The following is a 24786-nucleotide window of genomic DNA, read 5'->3' on the forward strand; positions in this document are numbered from 1 at the left end:
GCTTATCAGGTCTTTTTTGTTTTTCAAGAGCGCATATTTGCAATGGACAAGACATAGGATGTACAAACCCAACGATTGCAAAGGATGATGGCGATGAGTCACAGAGCTGATGAAATTAGAAAAAGACTGGCCAAAAGAAGAAAACAGCGGCCTGAATCAAAACTTACTTTCGTTCAAAACGCCCAAACACAGAATTTTCCCGCGTGGCAGACGGTCAAGGAGCAGGAAAAGCACAAGCTTCTACCGGACTACGAATATCAAACGGAACACCCGCCCGAATTTAACGGACGGCATCCATTGATCAGCGCTCATTCTATTATTTTAAAATGCCTGCTGGCCGCCTGTCTCGTACTGATCTCCGCTATTGCCTATAAAACCGACAAACAGCCGCTGAGTCAGATCAAACCGGCGATCGCACAAACCTTTCAAAAAGAATTTCAGTTTGCTGCCGTAAGCAATTGGTTCGTATCTTCCTTCGGAAACCCGCTCGCTTTTCTTACGCCGGGAACGAAAAAGAAGGACGGTCAGGTGGCGGTCAGTCAGGATATGGCCGTTCCTGCCGCGGGGAAAATCCAGCAGGACTTTCAAAATAACGGAGAGGGCGTCGTCGTCGAAACCGCCAGCGAAGCCATTGACAGCGTAAAAGAAGGCTACATTATGGAAGTGAGCAAAGATAAAAAAACAGGACTGACGGTGAAGGTGCAGCATGCCGACAATACCAGCAGCATTTACGGCCGGCTAAAAGATGTTAACGTTTCATTGTATGACTTTGTCGATAAAGGGAAAAAGATCGGTTCGATCAAGCTCAACGATAAAAGTAAAGGCCAGTACTATTTCGCGATCCAGGATGGCGATAAATTCATAGATCCGATCCAGGTGATCACTTTTGATGAATAAATGGCTCAGCCTCCTTTTCAAAGTTCATGTCCATCCTTTTCTTTGGATTATCATGGGGCTTGGTCTTATGACGGGGCACATCAAAGCGCTGCTGTGTCTTTTGCTGGTCGTATCCGTTCATGAGCTGGGGCATGCTGCTCTGGCTGTGTTTTTTTCGTGGCGCATTAAACGAATCTTTCTGCTCCCTTTCGGCGGGACGGTTGAGGTGGAGGAGCACGGAAACCGGCCGCTTAAAGAGGAATTTGCGGTCATCCTGGCGGGCCCGCTTCAGCATGTGTGGCTTCAGGCGGCAGCCTGGCTCTTTTTCATGTCAGGTTTTGCAAGTGAGCAGACATTTGAGATGTTTACCTTTTATAATCTCTCCATTCTTTTCATCAATCTTTTGCCGATCTGGCCGCTTGACGGCGGAAAGTTTGTGTTTTTATACTTTTCTAAACAAATGGCTTTTCAAAAAGCGCATCTCCTCAGCCTGCAGACATCGGCCGTTTCCGCGCTTTTGCTCTGCTGCTGGATTGTGCTGGCCGTCCCCCTTCAGGTCAGCGCATGGGTGCTGTTCGTCTTTCTCGCCGCTTCTTTATGGGATGAATACCGGAAGCGGCATTATATTCAGCTGAGGTTTCTTTTGGAGAGATACTACGGCAAAAACCGTGATGTCACCATGCTGCATCCTTTGACGGTCGCGGCCGATGCCAAAGTGAAGCATGTCATGGCCGAATTCAAACGGGGATGCAAGCACCCCATTATCGTTGAAAAAGCTGGCGAAAAGCTCAGCCAGCTCGATGAAAATGAAGTGCTTCATGCGTATTTTGCCGATAAACGGACAGATTCCTCTATGGAAGACCTGCTGCTGCCTTACTAGAAATAGATTGACATATCCTTTTGGTTCTGATATATTTTTTAATGTTATGGATGTAGCACCAATGCTACAACCGCTCGGGACAGGTGATAAGAGCTTTAAAGCCCCCTGTTGCTGGCGAGTCTTAGTCTAATAGGAGGTGCAGAGAATGTACGCAATCATTAAAACAGGCGGAAAACAAATCAAAGTTGAAGAAGGTCAAACTGTTTACATCGAAAAACTTGCTGCTGAAGCAGGTGAAACAGTGACGTTTGAAGACGTATTGTTTGTTGGCGGAGACAGCGTGAAAGTCGGCAACCCAACAGTTGCAGGCGCGACAGTTACAGCTAAAGTTGAAAAACAAGGCCGTGCGAAAAAAATCACTGTTTTCCGTTACAAGCCAAAGAAAAATGTTCATAAAAAACAAGGTCATCGTCAGCCTTATACTAAATTGACAATCGAAAAAATCAACGCGTAAGCATGATTGAGGCAACAATTCGAAGATCCCGGAATGACGGGGGCATTTTGTCCTTTGAAATGACGGGACATGCCGATTTTGCTGAACATGGACGAGATCTCGTATGCGCCGGGGTCACGGCTGTCGTTTTCGGAGCGGTCAATGCGGTTATCGCGCTGGCTCCTCTCGAACCGATTCTTGATATAGGCGAGGACGGGGGTTATTTCTACTTTGAATTCCCTGAAGCCGCTGATCAGGAAGCTTTGCAAAAAGCGCAGCTGCTGATTGAAGGCATGATTGTTTCTCTTGAAACGATCGAGCGGGATTACAGTGAACACTTACGGTTGACTGCAAACCAAATATAGGAGGTGAGTTACATGCTTAGATTAGATCTTCAGTTTTTCGCTTCTAAAAAAGGTGTAGGTTCTACAAAGAACGGACGTGACTCTGAATCTAAACGTTTAGGCGCTAAACGTGCAGACGGTCAATTCGTAACAGGCGGATCTATCCTTTACCGTCAACGCGGAACGAAAATCTACCCAGGTGAAAACGTGGGCCGCGGAGGAGATGACACTCTTTTTGCTAAAATCGACGGAACTGTTAAATTCGAACGTTTCGGCCGTGACCGCAAAAAAGTGAGCGTATATCCTGTAGCTCAATAATGACACAAAAAACTCCGGTCGTTGACTGGAGTTTTTTTTGCAGTAAGCGGAGTAACATCAAGAATGAAAAGCAGAGGATGCGTGAGTGAACCCCGCCTTGAATGAGGACATCAGCTTCCCATACCCACTGGATATGTTCCCCAAGCAGTGATACCAAAAATGTTTCTGCCTGGCATCCGCATTGTATGCGATCCGAAAAAGGAACATGATGAACCAGGAAAAACAAGTGTTTTTTTAACAAAGCCTTCTCTGTTATAATTCATAGTACACACTTATCAAGACTCCTAAAAAGAAATTAAACGATTGGGAGTGCGAAAATGAAGGATGTATCGAAGAAACAAGAAGAACCTGTAAGCGATGCGGCTCTGATCAATGAGCTGATCCAATTAATGGGCCATTTCCGTCATGATTGGATGAATAAGCTGCAGCTGATAAAAGGAAACTTAAGTTTGCAGAAGTATGACAGGGTCGTTGAAATTATTGACGAAATGGTCATAGATGCAAAGCACGAATCAAAGCTCTCAAACCTGAAAACCCCGCACTTGGCGTTTGACTTTCTTACATTTAATTGGAAGTCCCGTTATATGAGGCTCGAATACGAAGTGCTCGGAGAAATTAAAGATTTATCGGCATATGATCAAAAGCTGTCGAACCTGATGAGAAAACTGTTTCATCTGTTCGGTCTGGCGGTAAACAATGAAAGTGAAAATCATCTGACCGTATCGCTGCAGACGGATCACCCTGACAGACAGCTTATTGTATATCTCGATTTTCATGGAACGATTGCAAATGCAGATGTGTTTGATGAATTTCGCAAATCCCGGTATGAGGACTTTGATGTCATGCAATTTGAGCTGACCGGCCATGAATGTGTGGCCGAAATTGGAATGAACTAGCGGTTTTTTACGGTTTAGAACGGAGGATATTATGTTTGTAGATCAGGTGAAAGTATATGTAAAAGGCGGCGACGGCGGTAACGGAATGGTTGCGTTCCGCCGTGAAAAATATGTGCCGAAAGGCGGGCCTGCCGGCGGTGACGGAGGTAATGGAGGCGACGTCGTTTTTGAGGTTGATGAAGGACTGCGCACGCTCATGGACTTCCGGTACCAGCGGCATTTCAAAGCGATACGCGGCGAGCACGGCATGTCTAAAAACCAGCACGGCAGAAATGCGGACGATATGGTTGTTAAAGTTCCGCCCGGCACAGTCGTAACGGATGACGATACAAAACAGGTCATTGCCGATCTGACTGAGCACGGGCAGCGCGCCGTCATCGCAAAAGGCGGACGCGGCGGACGCGGAAATACCCGCTTTGCGACACCGGCCAACCCGGCACCGCAGCTGTCAGAGCACGGAGAGCCCGGAAAAGAGCGCTATATCGTGCTTGAACTGAAAGTGCTTGCAGACGTAGGTCTCGTCGGCTTCCCGAGCGTCGGAAAATCTACGCTTCTGTCTGTCGTTTCATCGGCAAAGCCGAAAATTGCCGATTATCATTTTACAACGCTTGTTCCGAATCTGGGCATGGTGGAAACGGATGACGGAAGAAGCTTCGTCATGGCGGATCTGCCCGGTTTGATTGAAGGAGCGCACGAAGGAGTCGGCTTAGGCCACCAATTTCTCCGCCATATCGAACGGACGCGTGTCATCGTTCATGTCATTGACATGTCAGCGATGGAAGGCCGTGATCCGTATGAGGATTATGTGACCATTAATCAGGAGCTCAGTGAATATAATCTGCGGCTGACGGAGCGTCCGCAAATTATCGTTGCGAATAAAATGGACATGCCCGAGGCGGCTGAAAATCTTAAAGCGTTTAAAGAAAAGCTTCAGGATGATCACCCTGTCTTCCCGATCAGCGCGGTGACGAGAGAAGGGCTCCGCGATCTTCTGTTTGAAGTCGCCAACCAGCTGGAAACAACGCCTGAATTCCCGCTGTATGATGAAGAAGAACTGGCGGAAAACCGCGTGATGTACACGATGGAAGATGAAGAAATTCCATTTAACATTACCCGTGATCCGGACGGTGCGTTTGTGCTTTCAGGTGACAGCCTGGAACGCCTCTTTAAAATGACTGACTTCTCCCGTGACGAATCCGTCAAGCGTTTTGCAAGACAGATGCGCGGTATGGGCGTTGATGAAGCGCTCAGAGAACGCGGTGCTAAAGACGGCGATATCATCCGGCTTCTGGAATTTGAATTTGAATTTATTGATTAAAAAAACGGAGAGCTTGCAATGCAGGCTCTCTGATGTAAAAGGGAGGGGTGCAGGTGAAAGAAGAGACATTTTATTTAGTGCGTGAAGACGTTCTGCCTGATGCGATGCGGAAAACCCTTGAAGTCAAAAAGCTGCTCGACAGAAAAAAGGCTGAATCGGTTGCAGATGCCGTGCAGAAAGTTGATTTAAGCAGAAGCGCTTTTTACAAATACCGAGATGCGGTTTTCCCTTTTTACACGATGGTTAAAGAACAAATAATCACACTTTTCTTTCATTTGGAGGATCGGTCAGGCGCGTTATCCCAGCTTTTGCAGGCGGTGGCTGACTCAGGAAGCAACGTGCTTTCCATTCACCAGACGATTCCGCTTCAGGGCAGGGCGAATGTCACGCTCTCAATCAGTACGTCCGCAATGGAAGAAAACATTCATACGTTAATGAATAAACTGAGAAAATTTGATTTTATAGAAAAAGTTGAGATCTTAGGGTCAGGCGCGTAAGGAGAGAAGAGACATGAAAGTCGGTTATTTAGGGCCAGAAGCCACATTTACACATCTAGCAGTCAGTTCCTGCTTTCAAAACAGCGTGACACAAGTACCTTATCAAACAATACCGGCATGCATGGATGCGGCGGTTGCGGGAGAAGTTGATCTTGCATTTGTTCCTTTGGAAAACGCGCTGGAGGGTTCGGTTAACTTAACGATTGACTATTTGATTCATGAGCAGCCTCTTGCGATCGTGGGGGAAATGACGCTGCCGATTCACCAGCATCTGCTCGTTCACCCTTCGAGAGAAAATGAGTGGAAAAAGCTTGAGAAAATTTATTCTCATTCCCATGCGATTGCGCAATGCCACAAATTTCTTCACCGGCATTTTTCGTCCGTTCCTTATGAGTATGCGAAGTCAACAGGTGCGGCTGCCAAGTATGTCAGTGAGCATTCGGACCTTCCGATCGGCGTGATTGCAAATGAAATGGCCGCCGCTACATACGGATTGAGCATCGTGAAGCGGGATATTCAGGATTATCAGGACAACCACACGAGATTTGTCATTCTTTCGCCTGAAAAAGACGTCTCATTCGAAGTGAATGCGAAACTGTCTTCACGGCCGAAAACGACGATGATGGTAACGCTTCCCCAAGATGACCAATCAGGTGCGCTGCACAGGGTGCTGTCCGCTTTTTCATGGAGAAACCTGAATTTATCAAAGATCGAATCGCGCCCGACAAAAACGGGTCTCGGCAACTATTTCTTTATTATTGATATTGAACAGGCGATGGATCAGGTTCTCATTCCCGGTGCCGTTCAAGAGATGGAAGCCCTCGGCTGCCGGGTCAAGCTTCTGGGAACATATCAATCCTATTCGATATAAAAAAAGCCCTTCAGGGGGCTTTTTTTTAATCTTTTATTAAAATACCCGCGTCGTCCAGCGCTTGGCAGGCTTGGTCAATCCGCTCTTTTGTCGGGGCGCTTAACGTATGGAGGTGCACGCCTCCGGTCAGCTGTGAAAGGTAAGCGGCATTTGTCGAGTTAATGTGATCCATGAATTGTTTGACTTCTTTCCGTGTGCTGACTCTTATGGCGGCGGTTAAATCGCCGTATACGGGGTGTTCAATAATGACGTCCTTTATGGTGACGCCTTCATCGACAATGAGTTCAAGCTCTTCTTCCGTCCGCTCCGGGCCGTGCAGACAGGCGACAATCCGTTCGGCATTTTTTTCGCCGCCGGCATTCATGCTGATGTATAAGTAGCCTTGGCTCGTCGCGATGATCGGCTCGTTTTTTGCTTTCAAGAGTGATATGTCCTGCACGATCACCTGTCTTGAGACATTTGCTTTTTTGGCCAATTCGCCTCCTGTTAATGGCGAGCCGGCTTCTTTCAGCCAATGAAGCAGCATGTCGCGTCTTTTCTCCCCAGTAAGCTTCGTTCCTTCTGTCAAATTGCTGATTCTCCTTTCTTTTGCTCCCACAGCGCCGTAAATGTATGTATCAGCATATCGAGCTGTTCACATGTTGTTTCGTTTCCGAATGAGATTCGGAAAAACTGCCGCGCTTCCCGTTCGGTTTTTCTCAGCGCCTTCATAGCTGAAGAAGGGCCGTGGCTGCCGGCGGAACATGCGCTCCCGGTTGAGATGCAAATATCGTTACGATTACATTCTAACATAATATATTGTCCTTCAAAGGAGTGAAAAAAACACCCGACAATGTGGGGCAGGCATTCACCGCCGGTTTCTTCCTCTGAAAATGAAATGGGGAGGCCTTGACGCCGAATTTGGTCATACAAATAATTCCTCAGCCTGTCAGCATGCTCACGGTGTTCCTCCATATGTTTCACTGCATACTCCGCAGCAGCGGTAAAAGCGCCGATGGCCGGCACATTCACCGTACCGGGCCTGAACCCGTTTTCATGCACGGTATGCGGATAAACCGGGTTCCAGCTGACACCGGGCCGAATGTAAACAGCCCCGGTGCCTTTCGGGCCGTATACTTTATGACCGGAGACGGAAAGGGCGTCGATTCCCGCCTGATCCGCATCAATCGGCAGTTTGCCGAAACTTTGAACACAATCGCAATGCAGCAAAATGTTTCTCTGGTGAAGAAAAGCGGCCAGACGATTCACAGGCTGGATGAGGCCGGTTTCTGAATTGGCGTGCTGTATGGAAACGAGCCCCGTGTCAGGACGGATATGAGCCGCCAGTATGTCCTCGGTTATAAGGCCGTTCTCGTCGGGATATATGATGGTGACATCAATTCCCCGGTCAGCTAAAAACGCCGCGGCATTATGGATCGAATGGTGTTCCATTGCGGTCGTAATAAAATGTTTTTTGTGATCGGGCAGACCGTGCAGCAATGATTGGACGGCCAAGATGTTCGCTTCCGTTCCGCCGCTTGTAAAGTAAATGCCGTCTGCCGCTCCGCCGATCAATTTTCCTGCAGAATGTCTGCAATATTCCAGCACGTCCGCCGCTCTTCCTCCGGCGTCATGAAGGCTGCTTGCATTGCCGTATACCTCTGTGCTGAGATGCTGAAAGACTTTCGCGGCTTCTTTGCTTAAAGGCGCTCCCGCCGCGTAATCAAGATAAATCATACAGCCCGTCTCCTATCCGTTTATGTTAAAAAAAAGCTTGAGTTTATTTTATCGCTGTGTAAATATAGGTGTCAAGACAGGTGTAAATATAACAGGAGGGTGATGTATGTCTGAAAAAACAATTATCGTCATTGGTTCGGGGACGGCGGCCCTTGCCTGTGCTTCCTCATTTCCTCCGTCATACCAAGTGACCGTCATCACAAAGAGAAACGTAACGAACAGCAATTCGCATTATGCTCAAGGCGGGATTGCTGTTTCATACGCAAAAGATGACTCGATAGAATCCCATGTGAACGATACACTGTATGCGGGATGCGGACACAATGACGTGACAGCCGTGCGGCATTTGCTGAAAAGCGGACAGAGCATGATAAACAGGCTGATAGAAGGCCATTTCCCTTTTGATACGAAGTCGGACGGAACGTTTTGTCTCGGCAGGGAAGGCGCTCATTCCAAAAGGAGGATTCTGCACGCCGGGGGAGATGCGACCGGACGGATGTTGGTTGAGTTTCTGGTTCAGCAGCTGAGGGACGGCATTCGGATCATTGAACACGAGACGGTTGTTGATCTGCTGATTGAACACGGGCGATGCGCAGGCGTTGCCGTAAAGGATGCTTCAGGCGCCGTTTCTTACAGAAGAGCGGATTGTGTAGTGCTTGCATCAGGCGGCTGCGGCAGTCTGTACCAATATCACACAAATGATTCCGCCATAACGGGAGACGGCATCGCTCTTGCCTTCCGCGCTGGAGCTGAGATCACGGATATGGAGTTCACCCAGTTCCACCCGACCCTCCTTGTGAAAAACGGGACTGTGTACGGTCTGATTTCTGAAGCAGTGAGAGGAGAAGGCGGATATTTAGCGGATCGCTTCGGGCGCAGGATCATGGCTGGCAGACACGCACTAGAAGATTTGGCGCCCCGGGATGTGGTTTCACGGGCGATTTATGAAGAAATGATGAGAGAAAATCCTGTTTTTATAAATTGCAGCCGAATAGCCGATTTTAAGAAACGTTTTCCGACCATAACAGAAATTTGTCAAACAGCCGGTGTTGATCTTGAAAGCGGAATTCCCGTAGCACCCGGAATGCATTTTTTAATGGGCGGAGTAAAAGCCGATACATGGGGGAAAACGTCCGTGCCTGATTTGTACGCTATAGGCGAAACCGCCTGCACAGGCTTGCACGGGGCGAACCGCCTTGCGAGCAACTCACTGCTGGAAGCGCTGGCAAGCGGGCAACGATGTGCTGAACATATCATTCAAACACCGTTAAACGGAAGATATAAAAAAACCCCGAAGAAATTTGACGTCATCTTAGAAGTGCCGGACACAACGCTTCATGTGCTCCAAGCCAAAATGACAACCGGAGCGGGCATCGTCAGGGAAAAAGAAAACATGCAGGCGCTGGCATCCTGGCTTAACAACGTATCTGTGCGTCATATAAATGTGAAGGAAATCACAATAGAACAAGCCGAGCTATCCTGCCTATGGAAGACTGCGCAACTTGTTGTGACCTCAGCCCTTATTCGGGAAGAAAGCAGGGGAGCTCATTTTCGCGCTGATTTTCCCGGGACGGAGAAAGAGTGGCACGGAAAACAAATCATTCATTCAACATCTGGAACAGTTATCAGAAAAAACGAAAGGATTGGGGAACTATGGACATTCTGCAGCTGAAACAAATGCTGACTCATTTTTTTCAGGAAGATATCGGAACGGGTGATGCGACGTCACAAGCGATTTTTTCTGATCAGCAATGTAAAGCGCGAATCATCGCAAAAACAGATGGCGTGTTTGCCGGAGAAGCCGTTATCCGTGAAGGATGGAAGCTTTTACACGATGATATCCGCATCCGCTCCCTGAAAAAAGACGGAGAACGGATGAAAAAAGGAGACGTGCTCGCTGAAATGGAAGGCCAGGCGGCGGCTCTTCTTACGGGGGAGCGGGTCATTCTGAATCTCTTACAAAGAATGTCAGGCATTGCGACAATGACGGATGAGGCCAAAAGGCGTCTTGATGATCCGTCCATTAAGATTTGTGATACGAGAAAAACGACACCCGGGCTCAGAATGCTGGAAAAATACGCCGTTCGGGTCGGAGGCGGCTTTAATCATCGCTTCGGCTTATATGACGGCATCATGATAAAAGATAATCATATTGCCGCCTGCGGATCGATAAAGGCGGCCATGGAGCGGGCAAGAAAAACGGCGGGGCAGATGCTTGCGGTGGAAGTCGAAATCGAATCCGAACAGCAGCTGCTCGAGGCAATAGAAGCGGGCGCAGACGTTATTATGTTTGACAACTGTCCGCCTGAGTCCGTCCGGCGTTTTGCAGGCATGACACCGGGCCATATCAAAACGGAAGCATCCGGAGGCATAACGCTCGACACATTGCCCGCTTATAAAGGAACGGGCGTCCAATATATTTCACTCGGATTTCTGACTCATTCAGTAAAAAGCGCCGACATCAGCATGGATGTTGAGGCTGCGGAACAGGGGGATTTTTAAGATGTCTATTTTTGACGTGTTAACTGCATCAGCCGAAATGATGCCGAGCCATTATAAAGACATGAGCACCGGAGAAATGGAGAAGCGGGTCGCTGCCATTAAACGGGATTTCGGAAAGCGCCTGTTCATTCCGGGGCATCACTATCAAAAAGACGAAGTAATACAATTCGCCGATACGGCAGGTGACTCCCTGCAGCTTGCTCAAGTGGCAGAAAAAAATAAAGAGGCGGAATATATTGTGTTTTGCGGCGTGCATTTTATGGCGGAAACCGCTGATATGCTGACTGATGATAACCAAACCGTCATTTTGCCCGATATGCGCGCCGGATGCTCGATGGCTGATATGGCAGATATTCAGCAGACGGACAAAGCATGGCAAGAGCTTCAAGAACTGTACGGTAACACCATCATTCCGTTAACATATGTTAACTCGACGGCGGAAATTAAAGCATTCGTCGGACGGCACGGAGGAGCGACCGTCACCTCTTCGAATGCCCGGAGTGTGCTGAAATGGGCTTTTAAACAAAAAGAGAGAATTTTATTTTTGCCGGATCAGCATTTAGGCAGAAATACAGCCTATGATCTCGGCATTCCGCTGACAGAAATGGCTGTATGGGACCCGGGGCAGAACCGATTGCTTACTGACCATCCGGAAAACATTAAAGTCATCCTTTGGAAAGGGCATTGCTCCGTACACGAAAAGTTCACAGCGGAAAATATTTCTCAGCTGCGGCAGCGGGATTCCGGCATCCGCATTATCGTTCATCCGGAATGTTCGAGGGAAGTGGTCTCGCTCAGTGACGACAGCGGGTCTACCAAATACATTATTGATACGATTGAACAGGCTGAACCGGGAAGCAAGTGGGCGATCGGAACGGAAATGAATCTTGTTCAGCGCCTCATTCAATCGCATCCGGATAAACAGATTGAATCATTGAATCCCGATATGTGTCCGTGTCTGACAATGAACAGAATCGATCTGCCGCATTTATTGTGGTCGCTTGAGCAGCTTGAAAAAGGCGAGCTGAAGGGTGTCATTAAAGTTCCGGAAGCGGTTCGGACAGAAGCGCTTCGTGCTTTGAACAGAATGCTGAGTCATACGTAGTTATAAAAATTTCCCCTCCTTCCCAAATTTTTTATCATCATGCCCAGTCCATCGGCATATAGTGTGAAGAAACGTATTGTAATGACAAATGTACCGTTCACGTTTTGTGCATAGGAGGGGAAAACGTTGAAAATTCATATCGTTCAAAAAGGCGATTCGCTCTGGAAAATAGCTGAAAAATACGGAGTTGATCTTGAAGAGTTAAAAAAACTGAATCATCAGCTTAGCAATCCAGACTTAATTATGCCTGGAATGAAGATAAAGGTGCCTTCAGAAGCCGTTCCGGTCAGAAAAGAACCTAAGGCCGGCTTCGGAACGTCTGCGCATAAGCATGAGCATCCATATGCCAAAGAAAAACCGAAATCAGTTGTGGACATTGAAGACACCATACCGGAAGAACCAAAGCCGTCGATTCCTTATGTGCCGCCAATCCCTGAAAAGCATGAAAATGTGCTGCCGGAAGCTGATATGAACCAATATTACCCGTCCAATCAGCTGTTTCAGCCGTGGTCGCCTCCTAAGCCGGAGGAACCGGTGACACATTTTGTCGAGCCGAAAGAAAAAGAGCATGACAATAACATTCCACAACAGGAGGAAATGATCAACATGGAAAACGCGAATTACCCGAATATGCCAAAGGCGCCTGAAGCCGGAAAGATGGAAGAAGAAAACGCCGCTTATCATCTGCCGAACATGCCAAACATTCCGAATGTCCCGTTTCCGAATATGCCGGCCGTTGAACCGCCTTTTATGCATTACCCGATGCCGTGCATGCCTTGTCCTTGTCCGGTTCCGGTGACACCGATGCTGCCGGGTTCTGGATTATGCCATCCGTGCTTCCCGGTAGGCGGAGGTTTCGGCGGTTTTGGAGGAGGTTTCGGAGGCTTTCCGGTCATGCCGATGCCGTTACCGTACGGATTCCATCATCCGGGATTTGGGCCGCAAGCGGGTTACGGTGAATATGAAAACCAGGCCCATGAAAATGCAGAGCATTATGATGGTTCTGCATCTGGTTTCGGCGGTGCTCCTTACGGTCAAATGCCGTATTACGGCGGATATTCGTCACATTACGCACACGCCCCTCATCATGATGGAAAATATAAGGATGATGATTGCGGCTGCCATGATTCACATCATCACCATCATCACCACCACGGTTCACATCACCATCACGCAAATATGCCTGTGCAGCCGTATCCGAATATGGGTGCAAACGCAGGACATTTTATGCCTTACGGCGGAGCAAATCCCAATGTCGCGCCGAATCAGCCGAGTCCAAATCAAGTATTCGGACGGCCGGAGGAAGAAGAAGATTAATGTTTCGGGACGATGTATGTCGTTCCTTTTTTTATGTCCAACTGAGGAATGGACATAACTGACAAGCTTAAACCCGCCGCCCGCCGCACATCCTAAACATGAGCGGAAAACGCTCAAACAGCGATGAATCCACGGGGGGTTTTTCCATTGGGTAAAAAACTGATGACGATCGCGGGCGTTTTAGCCGTGACGGCAAGCTTAACGGCATGCGGAGCAAATAATGCCATGAATGACGGACGCTACAATCAGTCAACACGTCCGGTCGGATATTATTCGAATGATAATGGTAACGGCAGAGGCCAGTACGGAATGGACCATCAAGGACCCGTTTCTGAAATGATGGAAAACCGAAACGGCCGTCATAATACGACAAACGTGTCCGACCAGTACGCCCCTAATGACGGGGTTCCGTTAACGACGGACGGCACATATAACGGCCGAAATGTCAATACGCCGCCGGCAGCAATGTCTTATAATGGGTATGACAACGCCGAAAACATCAGGTTGGCGGCAAAAGTTGCAAACCGCGTGAAAAAAGTAAAAGGCGTACAGGATAGTCAGGTCATCGTGACTGACACGAGAGTCGTCATTGCCGTCAGAACAAATCATCCTTTTACGAAAAATGATGATAAACATGTCAAACATGCGGCCAAAAAATTCGCGGACGGCCGTACAATTCAAGTGTTTACCGACAACGCTACTTTTACAAAGCTGCAAGACATGAACAGAAACAGCCGTTAAACGGACTGCCGGATGATTTCATCCGGCAGTATTTTTATGGATAAAGCTTCATCATTTCTTTACATATTCTTAAAACGCTCTTTATATTGCGGTGTTAACATAAAAGTAATAAAACGTAACGGAGGGGCCGGGATGAAAAAAACGGAGCATGACAAAAGCCGCGGAACAAAAACTGTGTATCTGACCGTAAGGGGATACCGGCTCAAACTGACGCCCGGACAAATGAAACTGATTTCAGACGGCCGGGCATAATCATCGGGGCAGCCCTCATTTAGAGAGCTGCTTTTTTCGGCTGAAACAGACAATGAAAGAAAACGGTTAAGCACCGGCATCTTTGGTCAAACTAGCATCAAGAGTTTGATTGAATAAAGAGGTGTTATTGGTGAAACGAATTTGCGGTGCTCGTCTATTGTTTATGCTTATCTTATCAGCTGCAGTCCTGATTTGCGGAGGAAAAGGCGCATACGGGGCGGAGGTCGAGCATTACGGGCCGCTTCGGGTGCATGTCCAGCTGGAAAAGGTCTATCTTGACGGTGATGTCGGCATTGAACATACGGATGAAACCGTTTTAGCGATGGAGGATTTTTGGGCCGCATATGCCGGCTGGACGCTCGTTGAGCAGAAAAAAGGCTTCGTCCTTTTCCGTAAGCATGTTGATGATATTTCTCCGCTCAGTAAGATTAACGGTTATATCGGCGTCACGGACGGAGGCGTCATCTCCACTTTTCACGGCCGTCCCGGATCGCTGGCCGAGCCGATTCAGTCTTTCTTCCAGATTGATATAGAAAGGCTGGAAAGCCGATTGCAAAAGCACTTGGAACACGGCATACCGTACAGAACAAAAGCGGAGTTTGAGAGCGTGATCGATCATATTAAGACTTACAGCGGCTGACTTTGACGCAAGACATGTGACACATGTCTTTTTTTTCTGAATGGAAGGTGTCAAAGCGAACATACGTTAACTTTTCTATAAGACTTTGGCTGTTTTTGTGTTACAATGATAAGCAGTCAAAGAGGTGAATAGGTGTGATTGAATTCGTGAAGGGGACGATTGATTACGTATCTCCCCAATACATCGTGATTGAAAACGGCGGAATCGGCTATCAGGTCTTCACTCCGAATCCGTTTATTTATAAGGTAAGCAATCAAGAGACCATTTTTACGTATCATCATATAAAAGAAGACGCCTTTTCTTTGTACGGTTTTTCAACCCGGGAAGAAAAAGCGCTTTTCACAAAGCTGCTGAACGTCACCGGCATCGGGCCTAAAGGGGCGCTCGCCATCCTCGGTTCCGGTGATCCCGGAGCCGTCATCGAAGCGATCGAACAGGAAGACGAAGCCTTTTTGGTGAAATTTCCGGGTGTGGGCAAAAAAACGGCGCGGCAGATTATTCTTGATTTGAAAGGCAAACTGGCCGACGTCGTGCCTGAAATGATTGACAACCTGTTCAATCATGAAGCGCGCATTGAAAAACAAGAGGCTGAAACGGCGCTTGACGAGGCGCTTGAAGCGCTCCGGGTTCTCGGCTACGCCGAAAAAGAAATTAAAAAAGTGCTTCCTCACTTAAAAGAGGAAACGGCGCTTTCAACAGATCAATATGTGAAAAAAGCATTGCAAAAATTATTAAAGTAAGGTGATGTTCATGGATGAACGGCTCGTTTCAAGTGAAGCAGACAGCCATGAATCAATAATCGAGCAAAGCCTCAGGCCGCAGAATCTCGCCCAGTATATCGGCCAAAAGAAGGTGAAAGAAAATCTGCGCGTGTTTATCGATGCGGCGAAAATGAGGCAGGAAACGCTGGACCATGTTCTTTTATACGGGCCTCCGGGTCTCGGGAAAACAACGCTTGCGTCTATCGTGGCCAATGAGATGGGTGTGGAGATGCGGACGACGTCAGGTCCCGCCATCGAAAGACCGGGAGATTTGGCAGCCATTTTGACGGCGCTCGAACCAGGGGATGTGCTGTTTATAGACGAAATTCACAGGCTGAACCGCTCAATTGAGGAAGTGCTGTACCCGGCGATGGAGGATTTCTGCCTTGATATTGTCATCGGAAAAGGCCCGTCCGCCCGCTCCGTCCGTCTCGACCTTCCCCCTTTTACGCTTGTAGGAGCGACGACAAGGGTCGGATTATTGACCGCACCGCTCAGAGACCGGTTCGGGGTGCTGTCGCGCCTTGAATACTATACGCAGGAAGAGCTGACAGATATCGTGTCAAGAACGGCTGACGTTTTTGAAGTGGATATCGAAGAAGCTCCGGCTCTGGAAATCGCCAGACGGTCAAGGGGAACGCCGCGGGTTGCAAACCGGCTTCTCAGAAGGGTGAGAGATTTTGCCCAGGTGCTCGGCGACAGCCGCATCACGGAAGAAATCGCTCACGACGCGCTCGAACGTCTTCAAGTCGATGCGCTCGGCCTTGACCATATCGACCATAAGCTGCTGATGGGCATGATCGAAAAATTCAGCGGCGGCCCCGTCGGCCTTGATACGATTTCCGCGACAATCGGCGAAGAACCGCATACAATAGAGGATGTGTACGAACCGTATCTGCTGCAGATCGGATTTCTCCAGAGGACGCCGAGGGGACGGGTCGTGACTCCGGCTGTGTATGAACATTTTCGATTGGAGGCGCCCGCCCGTGACTGACTTTCCGAAGGTTCTCATGGTTCTCGGTGCCGTTTTGCTTATTGCCGGCGCAGTCTGGCACTTTGTCGGAAGGCTGCCCGGAGATATTTTCGTTAAGAAGGGAAATGTTACATTTTTCTTTCCCGTTGTCACTTGTATTGTGATCAGTGTGATACTATCCATTCTGCTTAATTTTTTCGGCAGAATGAAATAACAATAGACAGAATAAAGGTGAAATGATGAAAGTCGATTTATTTGATTTTGAACTGCCTGAACGCCTCATTGCCCAAGTGCCGCTGAAAGAGCGTGACGCATCGCGGCTGATGGTGCTCGACAAACAGACGGGCGGGCTGACGGACAGTTCATTTAAAGAGATTGTAAGCTTTTTTAATGAAGGGGATTGCCTCGTCTTGAACAATACCCGTGTGCTGCCTGCAAGATTATTCGGCACAAAAGAAGATACGGGGGCGAAAGTGGAGCTTCTGTTATTAAAACAGGAAGAAAATGATACATGGGAAACGCTCGTAAAGCCGGCGAAACGCGTAAAAAAAGGAACGGTCCTGACATTTGGCGACGGCCGGCTGACAGCGGTCTGCACGGAGGAGCTTGATCACGGAGGCAGAAAAATAGAATTCCGGTATGACGGTATTTTTTACGAAGTGCTTGAATCACTCGGTGAAATGCCGCTGCCTCCTTATATTAAAGAGCAGCTTGATGATAAAGAACGGTATCAGACCGTCTTTTCAAAAGAAATCGGATCTGCCGCAGCTCCGACGGCCGGACTTCATTTTACGGAAGAGATTCTGGACGAGCTGAAGCAAAAGGGTGTGCGGATTGAATTTATCACACTTCATGTGGGACTCGGCACATTCCGCCCGGTCAGTGCGGATGATGTGGAAGAGCATAACATGCACGCGGAATTTTATGAAATGACGGAAGAAACCGCCGCCTCTTTAAACGAGGTCAGAAAGGCGGGAGGGCGCATCGTGTCGGTCGGGACGACATCAACGCGCACCCTGGAAACCATTGCAGGCGAGCATGACGGCGTATTTACCGCTTCAAGCGGCTGGACGTCCATCTTCATTTATCCGGGATATGAATTTAAGGCGATTGACGGCATGATCACCAATTTTCATCTGCCGAAATCTTCGCTTATCATGCTCGTTTCTGCGCTTGCCGGCAGAGAGCATGTTCTTTCCGCCTACCGTCATGCGGTAGAAGAGGAATATCGTTTCTTCAGCTTTGGCGACGCCATGCTGATTATCTAATTTGAATGACAGGAGGCCTCATACAAAGTGGCTGAACAACCGATACGTTATGAATTTATAAAGGAATGCAAACAAACGGGAGCGCGCCTGGGCAGAGTTCATACGCCCCACGGCTCCTTTGAGACGCCTGTATTTATGCCGGTCGGCACGCTTGCTACGGTAAAGACGATGTCTCCGGACGAGCTGAAATCTATGGATGCGGGCATTATTTTAAGCAATACGTACCATTTATGGCTCCGCCCGGGACATGACATTGTAAAAGAAGCGGGCGGGCTTCATAAGTTTATGAACTGGGACCGCGCGATTTTAACGGATTCCGGCGGTTTTCAGGTCTTTTCATTGAGCAAGTTTCGTAATATAGAAGAAGAAGGCGTTCATTTCCGCAATCACTTAAACGGAGACAAACTGTTTTTATCTCCGGAAAAAGCGATGGAAATTCAAAACGCCCTCGGCTCTGATATCATGATGGCGTTTGATGAGTGTCCGCCGTATCCGGCAGAGTATGATTACATGAAACGCTCTGTGGAACGGACCAGCCGCTGGGCGGAACGCTGCCTGGAGGCGCACGGGCGCTCAGATGAGCAGGGGCTGTTCGGAATCGTACAGGGCGGAGAATACGAAGATCTGCGGACACAAAGTGCAAAAGACTTGGTTTCGCTTGATTTTCCGGGTTATGCCATAGGCGGATTATCTGTCGGCGAGCCGAAGCACGTCATGAACCGAGTGCTTGAGTTTACAACTCCGCTTTTACCGAAGGACAAGCCGAGATATTTAATGGGTGTGGGTTCACCGGATGCCTTAATTGACGGCGCCATCCGCGGCGTGGATATGTTTGACTGCGTACTGCCGACCCGGATTGCCCGAAACGGCACGGTGTTTACGAATGAAGGGCGTCTGAACATGAAAAACGCCAAATATGAGCGTGATTTCCGTCCGATTGACGAAGAGTGCAGCTGCCATACATGCCAAAATTACTCCCGCGCTTACATCAGACATTTGATCCGCTGTAATGAAACGTTTGGAATTCGATTAACAACTTACCATAACCTTCATTTTCTGTTACACTTAATGGAGCAGGTCAGACAAGCCATCCGGGAGGATCGTCTTGGTGATTTCCGAGAAGAGTTCTTTGAGCGTTACGGCTATAATAAGCCAAATGCGAAAAGCTTCTAAATAAAACCATTCTTGAAAGGAGGGAAACAGATGGGTACTTTAGGCACAATCGTTCCTATTATTTTAATGTTTGCAGTGCTTTATTTCCTGCTCATCCGTCCGCAGCAAAAGCAGCAGAAGGCCGTACGCCAGATGCAGGAAGAGCTGAAAAAAGGGGATACAGTGGTGACAATCGGAGGATTGCACGGCACTGTTGATTCAATTGATGAAAGCAAGGTCGTCATTAAAACAGGTGATAACACCCGTTTAACATTTGACCGCCGCGCAATCAGAGAAGCTTCCGCTGAATAACAGCGAAGCTCATACATACAAAAAAAGAGCGGAGAATCCGCTCTTTTTTTATTACGCTGATCTGCTTCCTTTCAAATTCACTCCGAAAATGCCGCCCAGCATGCTGACTCCCAAAAAGCCGAGATGAAACAAAAGCTGACCGGATGTAAACGTTTTTCCGAACCCTAAATATTGAAACAGCAAGATGATTAATGAAAAACAGACGGCGGTTAAAGCCCCGATCATCCAGCCTTTTTCCTTCGCTTTGCCGCCCGATATAAAACCGCCCGCAAATAAAGAAAGAAAGGAAAGCGCGGTGATCAGCCAGCTGAAAGATGATTCTTCCATTGAGGTAACCGTCAGTAAAAGCGAAATCGCCAAACTCGTAAGAAGCATCACCGCAAAGATAGCCACTAAGCCATACAAGACGCCTCTTCCCACTTGTTTCGTTTCTTCCATTTTTATCTCCTCTCCGCCCCTGCGGCCTGATATATGACAAGCCGGAGCCCGTCTTTTTCTAAATGTATTCTCTGAATGTTCGAATTAGACGTAAATGCATGATGTTCAGCCCGTTTCTTACATAATTCAGAGCCGATGGCAAATGCTATGACCGTTGGAGGTGCGATATGGAAGATATTATCATTATTACGTTTCGTACGATTGTGCTTTATTTTATCATTCTTGTGATTTTCAGACTGATGGGAAAACGGGAAATCGGAGAACTGAGCATTTTAGACCTTGTCGTCTCCATTATGATTGCCGAGATTGCCGTATTGGCAATTGAAAATGTAAAAGATAAGCTTTTGCATACAATTGTGCCGATTGTCGTTTTAATGATTATTCAAGTAAGCCTTGCTTTTATTTCGCTCAAAAGCCAAAAAATACGGCAGCTGCTTGACGGAAAACCCACCATTATTATAAAACAGGGAAAAATTGATGAACGGGCGATGAGATCGCAGCGCTACAATTTTGACGATCTTCTTATGCAGCTGAGGGAAAATAACATCGATAGAATCTCTGACGTGTCATACGCCATTTTGGAGTCTTCGGGCAAACTGTCGATCGTCAAAAAGAAAACTAATAAGGATAAGCAGATGGAAACATCGCTTATCGTTGACGGGGTCATTCAGAACGAGCATCTGGACAGAATCGGGAAAGATAAACACTGGCTCGAAAAAAATTTAGCAAAAAGAGGATATCGCGATCTTTCGGTTATATCATTCTGCACGTTTACGGACGGCGCTTTTTTTATTGATCTTAAAGATGAAAAAGGGGAGCCATAAATCGGTTTTACCGCGTCACGAACTTGCCGATGACCGGAATCCGGATCAGCTCTTCCCTTTTAATCAGCCTGAATAACAGAAGAAGCGCAATGTACAAAATCGCGGTCATTGCAATCCAGCCTGTGAGATTAACAGCCTCTGACCCTGAAAAATGAACGGCGTGCTTGATGATGCGGCTGACATAACCGCAAATGAATATAACGGCAAAACAGAGCGCGTATTCTTTTATTTTAATGCTGATCGGAAGCACCTTGCTTACGGTGGACGCATGCAGCAGGGTGACAAGGACCATCCCCGTTACAATCGCAAGTGCGGCGCCCATGATGCCCAATGAAGGCCTGGTCGCCAAAACAAAAATCAGGCCGGTTTTGACAGCGGCGCCGATAAAACTGTTCATCATGGCGGCCCCGGCTAAATTGAGAGCCTGCAGCACCGCCTGAAGGGGCCCCTGAAAATAGTAAAGCAGAAAAAACGGCGCCATCACTTTAACAAATACCGCTGCATTAGTTGATCCGTACATGACGGACATCAGTTCATCAGCGAAAGAGAATAAAATAACCACCGAAATGCCTCCGCTTAAAAGACACAGCCTCATCGCCTGTTCCAGACGGTATTCGACAACTTGCAGCTTTTTTTGCTCCATTCCTTCACTGATCGCAGGAACAAGCGCCGTTGACAGAGAATAGGTTATAAAGCTGGGCAGCGTCAAAACCGTCATGGCAAATCCGGTCAGCTCCCCGTACTGGCTGGTGGCGGCAGCGGTGGCCACTCCTGCAATCGCAAGGCTCTGCGCGACGACAATAGGTTCAAAAAACCAAGATAAATTTCCGATGAAGCGGCTTCCGGTTGTCGGGAGCGACACGCTCATCAGCTGGCGGAAGGTTTCTTTTCCATTTGCAATCGACTTGAAAAATTGTTTTCTGATTCTGATTGTTTTATTTGCTTTAAAACAAATGAATAAATAAATAAGAGAGGCAAGCTCCCCGATGACAGACGAAATCATAGCTCCGGCTGCGGCATATTCAATCCCGTACGGCAGAAACACCGTCGTGCAGACCGCGACAAGTGAAATCCGCACGATCTGCTCAAGCACTTGGGAAAACGCCAGCGGGTTCATATTCTGCCTGCCCTGAAAGTAACCGCGCAGCACGCTGGAGATTGCGATAATCGGCACGACGGGCGTAATCGCCAGAAGCGGGTAAACCGTGCGCTGATCCGTCAGCATCGTTTCGGACATAATCGGCGCAAAGCATAAAAACAGCGGCGTGAAGATGAGACTTAATATCCCGGTGACGGTAAGCGACATCACTAAAATGTGTTTCATTTTCTGCCGGTCCCCCCGCGCGCTTGCTTCAGCGACAAGTTTGCTGATGGCAACGGGGAGGCCGAATTGAGTCAAAGTGGTGGCCAAAAAAAATGTCGGGGCAGCCATCATGTATAAACCGACCCCTTCTTCACCGATAAACCGGGCGATAACCACCCGGTTGACAAAGCCGAGCATTCTCGTAATCATCCCGGCTGCGATGAGAATAAGAGTGCCTCTTAAAAAAGTCTGTTTTGCCATTTTATAAACCCCTGCCTTCTCAAACTACCTGGAATCATATACAATAAAGATATGCGCCGATGTCGTCCGAGCATGACAAGTCTTCGAGAAAAATGGAAAAAGGAGCGAGCGCCCAGTGGAGAAACATCCCGCCGAAATATACAAAGATCATTTGCGGCCTTTTTTGTACAGTAAACTTGAAGAGTTCAAAATCCTCGGATACGATGATGTTGAGCACGAGAGTTTATGGTCATACTTAATACATAAAAAGTGGAAACAGAAAAAGGAACTGCCGCTGCATGAATTGGCCGGTCATATTTTATCAGTTAAAATTGGCGATTTTATGAACTATGCAACCGTTGAAGCTTTTAAGTCGTCTAATTGGCTGGAAAGCGATGAGGGTCAGGAAGCTTTAGATGAACTGCTGAGATAATGATTTGACGGCATAGGTTTAAGGAGGAAATACATAATGAAAAAAGGACGCTTGATTGCGTTTTTCCTGATCGTATTATTGATCGGCACAGGGCTGGGGTATTTTACAAAACCGGCTGCCAATAATATTACGTTAGGATTGGATTTACGCGGCGGGTTTGAAGTTCTGTACGATGTGCAGCCCGTCAAAAAAGGCGATAAAATCACAAAAGACGTGCTCGTCAGCACGGTGCAGGCGCTGAACCGCCGGGCTAACGTTCTCGGCGTAAGCGAGCCGAACATTCAGATTGAAGGAAATAACCGCATCCGCGTTCAGCTGGCGGGCGTCACGAATCAGAACAGGGCGCGCGAAATTCTGTCAACGGAAGCGCAGCTCTCGTTCAGGGATACGAATGATAAAGAGCTTTTAAACGGCTCTGATCTCGTGGAAAACGGCGCGAAGCAAACATTTGATCCGACGACGAACGAACCGATTGTCAGCGTTAAGCTGAAGGATGCGGATAAGTTCGGAGAAGTGACGAAAAAAGTCAAGAAAATGGCGCCTAATAATCAGCTTGTGATCTGGCTTGATTACCAAAAAGGCGATTCATTTAAAAAAGAAGTCGGCAAAAAACATCCGAAATATGTATCCGCTCCGAATGTGAGCCGGGAACTAAATACAAAGGATGTCACGATTGAAGGCCAGTTCACCGTTCAAAAAGCAAAGGACTTGGCCAATATTTTAAACGCGGGCGCGCTGCCTGTGAAACTGACCGAAAAATACTCTACTTCCGTAGGGGCGCAATTCGGACAGCAGGCTTTGCATGATACGGTAGAGGCCGGCATCATCGGTATTGCAATTGTTTTCTTATTTATGTTGCTTTATTACAGACTGCCTGGACTCATAGCGGTAATTACGCTTTCTGTATACGTGTATATTACGCTTCAAGTGTTTGACTGGATGCAGGCGGTGCTGACGCTTCCGGGTATTGCGGCGCTCATTTTGGGTGTCGGGATGGCGGTTGACGCCAACATCATCACCTATGAACGGATAAAAGAAGAACTGAAACTCGGCAAATCCGTCCGCTCAGCTTTCCGTTCAGGGAACAGACGGTCATTCGCGACGATTTTCGATGCGAACATCACAACGATCATCGCAGCGGTCGTACTCTTTATTTTCGGGACAAGCTCTGTAAAAGGGTTTGCGACGATGCTGATTTTGTCAATTCTGACAAGCTTTATTACAGCTGTCTTCCTTTCAAGATTCCTGCTCTCTCTTCTCGTGGAAAGCAGATGGCTTGACCGGAAAAAAGGCTGGTTCGGCGTCAAGAAAAAACATATTATGGACATTCAAAAAACGGATGAAAATACTGAACCGCATACGGCATTCCAAAAATGGGATTTCACGAGCAAGCGAAAATATTTCTTTATTTTCTCAAGCGCTGTAACCATTGCGGGAATTATCATCTTACTGGTCTTTAAGCTCAACCTGGGAATCGATTTTGCAAGCGGCGCGCGGATTGACGTGCAGAGCAATCATTCTTTGACGGCGCAGCAGGTTGAAAAAGATTTTGATTCTCTCGGCATGGAGCCGGAAAACATCGTGCTTTCTGGTAAAGAGAACCATGTTGCCGCGGCCCGGTTTGTCGGAGAGCCGTCTAAAGAAAAAATCGCTGAAATCAAAACGTACTTTAAGGACAAATACGGATCTGAACCGAACGTCAGCACGGTATCGCCGACAGTCGGAAAAGAACTGGCCCGTAATGCTTTATATGCTGTCGCCATTGCATCAATCGGCATCATTATTTACGTGTCAATCCGTTTCGAGTACAGAATGGCAATCGCCGCAATTGTATCCCTGCTGTATGACGCTTTCTTTATCGTCGCGTTTTTCAGCATTACCAGGCTGGAGGTCGATGTCACCTTTATCGCCGCTGTACTCACCATAATCGGTTACTCGATAAATGATACGATCGTTACATTTGACCGGATACGTGAGCAGATGAAAAAACGTAAGCCGAAGTCATTTGCCGATCTGGAACATATCGTGAATCTGAGCTTGCAGCAAACCTTTACACGTTCGATCAATACGGTCTTGACCGTTGTGATTGTTGTCGTCGTGCTGCTCATTTTGGGCTCATCGTCAATTACAAACTTCTCCGTCGCTTTATTGGTCGGTTTATTGACGGGTGTTTATTCCTCTCTTTACATCGCCGCGCAGCTGTGGCTTGTATGGAAAGGAAAAGAATTTAAAGGGAAAAAATCAATCGAAGAGTAAAATGGGAACAGGCTGTCTTGCAGAAGGCAGCCTGTTTTTTCAGGCCGCATTGAACTTAAAACCTGCATTTGCTATAATGACATACGCTTACATAATCAATCATCATTGTAAAAACATGTA

Annotated in this window: 29 protein-coding genes and 1 other annotated feature; of the genes, 25 read left to right on the top strand and 4 right to left on the bottom strand. The window is 47.7% G+C overall.

Annotated elements, in window-relative coordinates:
* Positions 1 to 93: 93 nt before the first annotated feature.
* The 9 genes from AR442_RS05645 (at position 94) to pheA (ending at position 6433) form a co-directional block, all read left to right on the top strand.
* Complete coding sequence (locus AR442_RS05645; RefSeq protein WP_014418545.1) at positions 94 to 897, top strand: M23 family metallopeptidase; 804 nt, start codon at positions 94 to 96, stop codon at positions 895 to 897.
* Entirely contained in the window at positions 890 to 1756 is an 867-nt protein-coding gene (locus AR442_RS05650) for a M50 family metallopeptidase (RefSeq protein ID WP_014418544.1), read from the top strand. Before AR442_RS05645 ends, AR442_RS05650 begins: the two co-directional genes overlap by 8 nt.
* 58 nt (positions 1757 to 1814) lie before the next feature.
* Positions 1815 to 1888 (top strand) — a sequence feature (ribosomal protein L21 leader region).
* Between the two features lie 13 nt (positions 1889 to 1901).
* Positions 1902 to 2210 (top strand): 50S ribosomal protein L21, encoded by a 309-nt coding sequence (rplU, locus tag AR442_RS05655; RefSeq protein ID WP_003152660.1) that lies wholly within the window; start codon positions 1902 to 1904, stop codon positions 2208 to 2210.
* Positions 2211 to 2212: 2 nt separating this feature from the next.
* Positions 2213 to 2554: a ribosomal-processing cysteine protease Prp gene (locus AR442_RS05660; RefSeq protein ID WP_012118103.1), complete on the top strand. Its 342-nt coding sequence runs from the start codon at positions 2213 to 2215 to the stop codon at positions 2552 to 2554.
* Between the two features lie 12 nt (positions 2555 to 2566).
* On the top strand, positions 2567 to 2851 hold the full coding sequence (rpmA, locus tag AR442_RS05665) for a 50S ribosomal protein L27 (RefSeq protein WP_003152662.1): 285 nt from the start codon (positions 2567 to 2569) through the stop codon (positions 2849 to 2851).
* Positions 2852 to 3168: 317 nt separating this feature from the next.
* Positions 3169 to 3747, top strand: a complete 579-nt coding sequence (locus AR442_RS05670) for a sporulation initiation phosphotransferase B (protein WP_014418543.1) — start codon at positions 3169 to 3171, stop codon at positions 3745 to 3747.
* 31 nt (positions 3748 to 3778) lie between these two features.
* Entirely contained in the window at positions 3779 to 5065 is a 1287-nt protein-coding gene (gene obgE, locus AR442_RS05675) for a GTPase ObgE (RefSeq protein WP_007408172.1), read from the top strand.
* A gap of 53 nt (positions 5066 to 5118) precedes the next feature.
* Complete coding sequence (thrR, locus tag AR442_RS05680) at positions 5119 to 5562, top strand: transcriptional regulator ThrR (protein WP_007408173.1); 444 nt, start codon at positions 5119 to 5121, stop codon at positions 5560 to 5562.
* A gap of 13 nt (positions 5563 to 5575) precedes the next feature.
* Positions 5576 to 6433, top strand: a complete 858-nt coding sequence (gene pheA, locus AR442_RS05685; RefSeq protein ID WP_014418542.1) for a prephenate dehydratase — start codon at positions 5576 to 5578, stop codon at positions 6431 to 6433.
* A gap of 25 nt (positions 6434 to 6458) precedes the next feature.
* Here pheA and AR442_RS05690 read toward each other — a convergent pair whose 3' ends face one another.
* Positions 6459 to 7001, bottom strand: coding sequence for a transcription repressor NadR (locus AR442_RS05690; protein ID WP_014418541.1), 543 nt, complete (start codon positions 6999 to 7001; stop codon positions 6459 to 6461).
* Positions 6998 to 8149, bottom strand: a complete 1152-nt coding sequence (locus AR442_RS05695) for an IscS subfamily cysteine desulfurase (RefSeq protein ID WP_007408177.1) — start codon at positions 8147 to 8149, stop codon at positions 6998 to 7000. The genes AR442_RS05690 and AR442_RS05695 overlap by 4 nt, the downstream gene beginning before the upstream one ends.
* 106 nt (positions 8150 to 8255) lie before the next feature.
* Between AR442_RS05695 and nadB the strand changes: the two genes are divergently transcribed.
* The 13 genes from nadB (at position 8256) to yajC (ending at position 19172) form a co-directional block, all read left to right on the top strand.
* Positions 8256 to 9821, top strand: a complete 1566-nt coding sequence (gene nadB, locus AR442_RS05700; RefSeq protein ID WP_014418540.1) for an L-aspartate oxidase — start codon at positions 8256 to 8258, stop codon at positions 9819 to 9821.
* The gene (gene nadC / locus AR442_RS05705; protein ID WP_014721607.1) at positions 9803 to 10651 is read left to right on the top strand and encodes a carboxylating nicotinate-nucleotide diphosphorylase; all 849 of its coding nucleotides are present in this window, start codon (positions 9803 to 9805) and stop codon (positions 10649 to 10651) included. Before nadB ends, nadC begins: the two co-directional genes overlap by 19 nt.
* A gap of 1 nt (position 10652) precedes the next feature.
* Positions 10653 to 11756 (top strand): quinolinate synthase NadA, encoded by a 1104-nt coding sequence (nadA, locus tag AR442_RS05710; protein ID WP_014418538.1) that lies wholly within the window; start codon positions 10653 to 10655, stop codon positions 11754 to 11756.
* Between the two features lie 126 nt (positions 11757 to 11882).
* On the top strand, positions 11883 to 13073 hold the full coding sequence (safA, locus tag AR442_RS05715; protein ID WP_014418537.1) for a SafA/ExsA family spore coat assembly protein: 1191 nt from the start codon (positions 11883 to 11885) through the stop codon (positions 13071 to 13073).
* Positions 13074 to 13220: 147 nt separating this feature from the next.
* On the top strand, positions 13221 to 13814 hold the full coding sequence (locus AR442_RS05720) for a YhcN/YlaJ family sporulation lipoprotein (RefSeq protein WP_014721606.1): 594 nt from the start codon (positions 13221 to 13223) through the stop codon (positions 13812 to 13814).
* 132 nt (positions 13815 to 13946) lie between these two features.
* Positions 13947 to 14066 carry a hypothetical protein gene (locus AR442_RS21070; protein WP_373925908.1) on the top strand — a complete coding sequence of 40 codons (120 nt, stop codon included), beginning with the start codon at positions 13947 to 13949 and terminating at the stop codon, positions 14064 to 14066.
* A gap of 130 nt (positions 14067 to 14196) precedes the next feature.
* Entirely contained in the window at positions 14197 to 14706 is a 510-nt protein-coding gene (locus tag AR442_RS05730; protein ID WP_014418534.1) for an intercompartmental signaling factor BofC, read from the top strand.
* A gap of 134 nt (positions 14707 to 14840) precedes the next feature.
* Complete coding sequence (gene ruvA, locus AR442_RS05735) at positions 14841 to 15446, top strand: Holliday junction branch migration protein RuvA (protein ID WP_003152683.1); 606 nt, start codon at positions 14841 to 14843, stop codon at positions 15444 to 15446.
* A 10-nt stretch (positions 15447 to 15456) separates the two neighbouring features.
* Positions 15457 to 16461, top strand: a complete 1005-nt coding sequence (gene ruvB, locus AR442_RS05740; RefSeq protein ID WP_003152685.1) for a Holliday junction branch migration DNA helicase RuvB — start codon at positions 15457 to 15459, stop codon at positions 16459 to 16461.
* Complete coding sequence (locus AR442_RS05745; protein WP_003152687.1) at positions 16454 to 16654, top strand: DUF2905 domain-containing protein; 201 nt, start codon at positions 16454 to 16456, stop codon at positions 16652 to 16654. Before ruvB ends, AR442_RS05745 begins: the two co-directional genes overlap by 8 nt.
* Positions 16655 to 16679: 25 nt before the next feature.
* A complete protein-coding gene (gene queA, locus AR442_RS05750) occupies positions 16680 to 17708 on the top strand; it encodes a tRNA preQ1(34) S-adenosylmethionine ribosyltransferase-isomerase QueA (protein WP_003152692.1) in 1029 nt (342 codons plus the stop codon).
* A 27-nt stretch (positions 17709 to 17735) separates the two neighbouring features.
* Complete coding sequence (tgt, locus tag AR442_RS05755; RefSeq protein ID WP_014305500.1) at positions 17736 to 18881, top strand: tRNA guanosine(34) transglycosylase Tgt; 1146 nt, start codon at positions 17736 to 17738, stop codon at positions 18879 to 18881.
* A 30-nt stretch (positions 18882 to 18911) separates the two neighbouring features.
* Positions 18912 to 19172, top strand: coding sequence for a preprotein translocase subunit YajC (gene yajC / locus AR442_RS05760; RefSeq protein ID WP_007408187.1), 261 nt, complete (start codon positions 18912 to 18914; stop codon positions 19170 to 19172).
* A gap of 51 nt (positions 19173 to 19223) precedes the next feature.
* On the opposite strand, the gene AR442_RS05765 is transcribed toward yajC, so the two are convergent.
* A complete protein-coding gene (locus AR442_RS05765; RefSeq protein WP_003152697.1) occupies positions 19224 to 19610 on the bottom strand; it encodes a TIGR04086 family membrane protein in 387 nt (128 codons plus the stop codon).
* A 167-nt stretch (positions 19611 to 19777) separates the two neighbouring features.
* On the opposite strand from AR442_RS05765, the gene AR442_RS05770 reads away from it, so the two are divergent.
* Entirely contained in the window at positions 19778 to 20434 is a 657-nt protein-coding gene (locus tag AR442_RS05770) for a DUF421 domain-containing protein (protein WP_014418533.1), read from the top strand.
* A 7-nt stretch (positions 20435 to 20441) separates the two neighbouring features.
* Here the strand turns inward: AR442_RS05770 and spoVB are convergent, their stop codons facing one another.
* Positions 20442 to 21998, bottom strand: a complete 1557-nt coding sequence (gene spoVB / locus AR442_RS05775) for a stage V sporulation protein B (protein ID WP_014418532.1) — start codon at positions 21996 to 21998, stop codon at positions 20442 to 20444.
* A 115-nt stretch (positions 21999 to 22113) separates the two neighbouring features.
* On the opposite strand from spoVB, the gene AR442_RS05780 reads away from it, so the two are divergent.
* Positions 22114 to 22410 (top strand): post-transcriptional regulator, encoded by a 297-nt coding sequence (locus AR442_RS05780; RefSeq protein ID WP_014418531.1) that lies wholly within the window; start codon positions 22114 to 22116, stop codon positions 22408 to 22410.
* 36 nt (positions 22411 to 22446) lie between these two features.
* Positions 22447 to 24666, top strand: coding sequence for a protein translocase subunit SecDF (gene secDF, locus AR442_RS05785; RefSeq protein ID WP_014418530.1), 2220 nt, complete (start codon positions 22447 to 22449; stop codon positions 24664 to 24666).
* Positions 24667 to 24786 lie beyond the last annotated feature (120 nt).

It is taken from the genome of Bacillus velezensis (assembly GCF_001461825.1).
Lineage (GTDB): Bacteria > Bacillota > Bacilli > Bacillales > Bacillaceae > Bacillus > Bacillus velezensis.

Coding starts and splice junctions, on each gene's coding strand:
- AR442_RS05645 (WP_014418545.1), top strand. CDS start 94: ATGAGTCACAGAGCTGATGAAATTAGAAAAAGACTGGCCAAAAGAAGA.
- AR442_RS05650 (WP_014418544.1), top strand. CDS start 890: ATGAATAAATGGCTCAGCCTCCTTTTCAAAGTTCATGTCCATCCTTTT.
- rplU (WP_003152660.1), top strand. CDS start 1,902: ATGTACGCAATCATTAAAACAGGCGGAAAACAAATCAAAGTTGAAGAA.
- AR442_RS05660 (WP_012118103.1), top strand. CDS start 2,213: ATGATTGAGGCAACAATTCGAAGATCCCGGAATGACGGGGGCATTTTG.
- rpmA (WP_003152662.1), top strand. CDS start 2,567: ATGCTTAGATTAGATCTTCAGTTTTTCGCTTCTAAAAAAGGTGTAGGT.
- AR442_RS05670 (WP_014418543.1), top strand. CDS start 3,169: ATGAAGGATGTATCGAAGAAACAAGAAGAACCTGTAAGCGATGCGGCT.
- obgE (WP_007408172.1), top strand. CDS start 3,779: ATGTTTGTAGATCAGGTGAAAGTATATGTAAAAGGCGGCGACGGCGGT.
- pheA (WP_014418542.1), top strand. CDS start 5,576: ATGAAAGTCGGTTATTTAGGGCCAGAAGCCACATTTACACATCTAGCA.
- AR442_RS05695 (WP_007408177.1), bottom strand. CDS start 8,149: ATGATTTATCTTGATTACGCGGCGGGAGCGCCTTTAAGCAAAGAAGCC.
- nadB (WP_014418540.1), top strand. CDS start 8,256: ATGTCTGAAAAAACAATTATCGTCATTGGTTCGGGGACGGCGGCCCTT.
- nadC (WP_014721607.1), top strand. CDS start 9,803: ATGGACATTCTGCAGCTGAAACAAATGCTGACTCATTTTTTTCAGGAA.
- nadA (WP_014418538.1), top strand. CDS start 10,653: ATGTCTATTTTTGACGTGTTAACTGCATCAGCCGAAATGATGCCGAGC.
- AR442_RS21070 (WP_373925908.1), top strand. CDS start 13,947: ATGAAAAAAACGGAGCATGACAAAAGCCGCGGAACAAAAACTGTGTAT.
- ruvB (WP_003152685.1), top strand. CDS start 15,457: ATGGATGAACGGCTCGTTTCAAGTGAAGCAGACAGCCATGAATCAATA.
- queA (WP_003152692.1), top strand. CDS start 16,680: ATGAAAGTCGATTTATTTGATTTTGAACTGCCTGAACGCCTCATTGCC.
- yajC (WP_007408187.1), top strand. CDS start 18,912: ATGGGTACTTTAGGCACAATCGTTCCTATTATTTTAATGTTTGCAGTG.
- AR442_RS05765 (WP_003152697.1), bottom strand. CDS start 19,610: ATGGAAGAAACGAAACAAGTGGGAAGAGGCGTCTTGTATGGCTTAGTG.
- AR442_RS05770 (WP_014418533.1), top strand. CDS start 19,778: ATGGAAGATATTATCATTATTACGTTTCGTACGATTGTGCTTTATTTT.
- spoVB (WP_014418532.1), bottom strand. CDS start 21,998: ATGGCAAAACAGACTTTTTTAAGAGGCACTCTTATTCTCATCGCAGCC.
- secDF (WP_014418530.1), top strand. CDS start 22,447: ATGAAAAAAGGACGCTTGATTGCGTTTTTCCTGATCGTATTATTGATC.